At 76.8% G+C, this 4,422-nt stretch carries 3 protein-coding genes and 1 pseudogene; all 4 read left to right on the forward strand.

All coding sequences use genetic code 11. From position 1 onward, the window contains the following. A pseudogene (locus BMY61_RS46980) lies at positions 1–1,457 on the forward strand (hypothetical protein); the annotation flags it as partial. Positions 1,458–2,278: 821 nt separating this feature from the next. Continuing rightward, the gene (locus BMY61_RS43620; protein WP_052438790.1) at positions 2,279–3,178 is read left to right on the forward strand and encodes a hypothetical protein; all 900 of its coding nucleotides are present in this window, start codon (positions 2,279–2,281) and stop codon (positions 3,176–3,178) included. A gap of 74 nt (positions 3,179–3,252) precedes the next feature. Continuing rightward, a complete protein-coding gene (locus tag BMY61_RS45775) occupies positions 3,253–3,528 on the forward strand; it encodes a hypothetical protein (RefSeq protein WP_042449396.1) in 276 nt (91 codons plus the stop codon). Then, positions 3,525–4,422 (forward strand): conjugal transfer protein (locus BMY61_RS43630; RefSeq protein ID WP_075004327.1); only part of this gene is annotated, 898 nt, incomplete at its 3' end. The genes BMY61_RS45775 and BMY61_RS43630, both read left to right, overlap by 4 nt.

Raw genomic sequence — 4,422 nt, forward strand, 5'->3', positions numbered from 1 at the left:
CGGTCGACACGCGCGTCGGCCGGCCAGCCGCGACGGTGGCGCGCCTGATCGGGGGGAGCGTCCACGCGGGCGCGCGCGTGCTGGCGCGCCTGCAGGCGGCCGGCGTGCTCGAGCTGGTCCGCAAGCCGACGGCGTCCGGCCTGGCCGCGCGCGGGGAGATCCGGCTGCCGGCCGTGGCCGCCGCCCACGGCGTGTCCCAGCGCTCCCTCGCGCGCGCCGACCGCGTTGCAGACCACGCGCTTGCGGCAGTCAGTGACCAGCCCCCGGCGGTGCCGGAGGACTCCCAGGTCAACGCGGTGGCGGAGTCCGCTCCCGGCGGGATTCGAGAGCCGGACGCTGCGGCAGACCTCCACGCCCCCCACGCCCAGGTGGTTACTGCAGGAGAAGAGGTTGAAGGTTCAGGGGTGGTCTCCGGCGAAGCCGCGTGGGGCGAGCCCGCCGTCGCCGGTGGTGCGCGCGGGCGCGCGAGGACCGGCCGGCCCGAAGCGCGCGGCCCCCGGCCCGCGTCGGCCGAGGTCGGCGCGCTGCGCGCGGAGGGACAAAACACCAGCGACCCGAGCACCGAGGGGAAGGCATCCGGCGGCGCGGGTGCCTGGCGGAACGACGCCGCCCGGAGCAGGGTCCGCGCGGCGCTGGCCCCGGTGGCCTTCGTTCTGGACGCAATGGACCCCGGCCAGCGCGCGGTCGCGGTGCGGGCCGCCGAGGTCGTGCTGCGCGACGTGACGCCGGAGTCCCTTGCTGCCCAGCTCGCCGCGCGGATCGGCCCGATGAGCATGGACGGTCCGCTGGAGGACCGCGGGGTGATCCGCAGTCCCCTGGCCTGGCTGCTGTCGCAGCTGCCGTCGATCACGCTGTGCGGGCGCTGCGGCACCCGCACGACGACCGGGGCCGCGTCCTCGCGCAGCGCGGTGTGCGACCAGTGCTCGGCGGCTGCGGCTGCGGCTGCCCGCCCGCGCGAGGCGAAGCTCTGCCCCGGCTGCGGGACGCTGGCCCACGGGATCGAGGACGGCGGGCAGTGCGGCCGGTGCGAGCACCGCCAGGTGCTCGACCAGGCCTGCGATCTGGCCGCCGAGGCGGCCGAGGCCGGTCCCGCGGCGCCGCCCGGCGCCGGAGCCCAGGCTCGCCGCACGGTGCTGGACGCTGCCCGGGCCGCGGCGGAGCAGGCGCGGCGGCGGGGGGCCGACCCGCTGCTCCAGGACCTCGCCGCCCGGCTGGCGGCTCAGGCCGCGGCGGCTGAGTGGGAGCGGGCCGCCGGCGACGGCGACGGGGAGCGCGCGGGCCAAGGCGCGCCGCACGCCGAGGAGCCCTCGGGCTGGCACTGCGCCGACGCGCGGTGCGCGCGCCGCAGCACCGCGCGGCGCCCGGAGTCGGGCCTGTGCTCGTCCTGCGAACGCGCGCGCGAGCACCGCCAGGCGCGCGCCGCCCGCGCGGCGCGCCTGGCTGCCGCCGCGCGCTGAGCCGCCGGGCGCGCGCCTTCCGGGGAGAAGGGCGCGCGCCGCGCAGGGGTATGGACAGCCCCAGCGGAGTACGCGCGGCGCGGGCCAGGGCAGGCCGCGCCCCGGACTGCGGGTGCGAGCCGGGTGCACACCGGCGGGCCCCGGCTCCGCCCCGAGGACACCGCCCGCAGCAGCAGCGCGGGCTTGGTCCGGCACCGGTGGACAGTCCACGCAGCCAGACCCCAGCCCTATGGACACACTCCGCGGACCGGCCGCGTTTCCCCTGGACAATCGCGATTGTCCAGGGGAAACGCGGCCTTCTTGCGTTATGGACAGGCCCGGCGCTGCCGATGGACAGGACCCGGAGCCGCCCCCTGTCGGCCCCCGGCTGCCGGTCTCCCTCCACGGTCGCGGAGTGCCGCAGAGGCGGCCCGCGCCAGCGGCCTGAACCGACCTCCGCGCCTTCGGGTGGCCTCGGGGCGAAGGCGCCGTAGCGGAGCGCCGGGCCGCCGCGGCCGTCCGGGACGAGCCGCGCGGCGCGCTGCCGGCGCACCTGCGCGCGGCGCGCGGCAACGGGCGGCCGGCGTCCCGCGCGCGACCGCGGCGCGCGGCTGCTGCGGCTGTCCACCGCGCGGCGCGCGCTGTCCATACCCTCCCGGCGCGCGGCGCGCGGCGATGGACACTGCCCCGCCGGCGCGGCGCGCGGCGCGGCCGCGCGGGGGGATTCCGCGCGCGAACCCCCTGGACAACGGGCCTTCCGCGCGGCTGTCCAGACGGCTGGCAAGGGGGGCCCGGCCACCTTGGCGTCATCACCCGATCGACGCGAAGGGACGGACACGGACATGGCGCACCCGACCTCCGCCGGCACCCAGTCCGGCCCCCACGACTCCACCGATATGCGGATGTACCGCGCCTGGCAGCAGGTGTGCGACGACCCGCGGGCCGAGGACATCGTCTGCGGCTGGGCTGCCGAGGACGAGGTCTTCTCCACCTGCGCCGGCGCCGGCGACGTCCTGGTCCTGCTGACCAACGCGTACCGGGCCGGCGACTGGGCCGGCCACGACGAGCTGCTGGCGGCGCTGCTGGAGCGCGTGCCGCGTGGCGGCTACGACGGCGAGGTCGCCTGGCTCATCACCGTCCGGGCCCTGCTGCCGAAGGCGGCGCGGATGGCCCGCAGCCAGCTGCGGCCGGGCATCGACTTCGAGGAGGCGTTCTCCATCGTGGTCGGGGCCCTCTTCGAGATCGTGCGCACCTACCCGCTGGAGCGGTGCCCGCAGAACATCTACTCCGGCCTGGCCCTGCGCACCCTCACCCTGACCCGCGAGTCCCTCGGCCACCTCGCGCACGTCGTCGACGACACCCCGTTCGCCCCGGCCGACATCACCGAGATCGTCAACCAGGGACCGGGCCAGTCCCTGGAACCCGAGGAGCGCTTCGAGCGGCTGAGCCTGCTCATGGACGCCACCGAGCTGCAGTTGCTCAGCGAGGACGACACCGTCCACATCCACTGCGGCACCGCCCGGGCCGAAGTCCTCCAGCTGGTCGTCTGGGCGGTCCGCACCAACGTCCTGCGGCTCGACGAGGCGCAGCTGCTCGCCGCCTACTACGTCGACTCCGACCACCGGGACGGCCGGACCCCTCGCTCCATGGGCACCGACGGCGACCGCCTGCGCAAGGCCCGCTCCCGTGCCCTGAGCCGGCTGCGCGCTGCGGACCACGACGCCTACTGGCTGGCCGCATGACCTCCCTCGCTCTTCGCCCCTGGCTTCCGCACGTCCCGACCGGCTCCGCGAGCCCTACCTATGAGAGGCACCACGTGATCCCCACGCAGACCGATCCGACGCCGGTGACGGACATCGACACGGACGCCCGCACCGTCGTCGAGGCCCGGCGCCTGGTCCGCCGCCTTGCCACCGCGCTGGTCACCGCGCCCTTCGACGAGCCCGCCCACGCCGAGCTCCAGGCCTTCCTCGCCAGCGGCGCCGCCGAGGCGCGCGCCGCGTGGCAGCGCCTCAACGCGCTCTCCGACGAGGAGCTGACCGCCAAGGCGCGAAGCGCGGTCCTCGGTGCCGCGGCCCGGAGCCAGAAGTGAAGCGCGGGCGCGGCCGGCAGAGCCGCGCGGACCGGCGGCGCGACGCCGACCTGCGCGAGGTCGAGCCCGTCGACCAGGTCGAGGAGGCGGACGAGGACGAGCTCCAGGAGGAGGGGAGCAGCGGCTGGCAGACCAGCACGGCCACCATGGCCGGCGCGGCGCGCCTGGCCCGGGTCGGCGTGTGGGCCGCCCTGCTGGCCGGCCCGCTCCTCGGCGCGGCCGCCCTCCTCGGTGGTTCGAGCAGCGCCGACGCCGCGCGGCCCAGCCCGAGCGCCGCGGTGACGACGGCATCCGGCACCGGCCCGGCCGGCTTCGCCCAGCTGTACGTCCAGGCCTACCTGGCCGCCGGCAACGGCACCGAGAACACCGTGGCGCCCTACTACTCCGGGACCCTCGCGCTGAACAACCCGCCCGGTGCCCGCACCGCCGCCACCACGGTGGTCATGGGGAGCACCGAGGTCTCCCCCGGCTACTGGTCGGTGACCATCGCTGCCGACGTCCTCGCCCACCCGCAGAACGGATCCGCGACCGACACCGGACTGCACTACTTCCAGGTCGGCATCGAGGCCACCGGCCCGGCGACGGCCGGCGGGGCGCAGCAGGGGGCCGGCTCTGTCGGGTACACCGCGACCGCGCTGCCGGCTGAGGTCTCCGCGCCCAGCTCCGTGCAGCCGGGCGCCCTGGTCTACGGCGCGTCGACGCTGAGCAGCACCGACCCGGCGCAGTCCACCATCAGCGGCTTCCTGGCCGCCTACCTGACCGGCACCGGGCAGCTCGGCCCCTACACCACGCCGGGCGTGGTGATGAACCCGGTCAGCCCGGCACCCTACTCCTCCATCTCCATCGCCGGGATCAGCGACGACAACCCGAACGGGTCGAGCGGCAGTGCCACCG

The organism is Streptacidiphilus jiangxiensis (assembly GCF_900109465.1).
Taxonomy (GTDB): Bacteria; Actinomycetota; Actinomycetes; order Streptomycetales; family Streptomycetaceae; genus Streptacidiphilus; species Streptacidiphilus jiangxiensis.

Bases quoted from the DNA above. Each gene is read 5' to 3' on its own strand.
- BMY61_RS43620 (WP_052438790.1), top strand. From the start codon at position 2,279: ATGGCGCACCCGACCTCCGCCGGCACCCAGTCCGGCCCCCACGACTCC.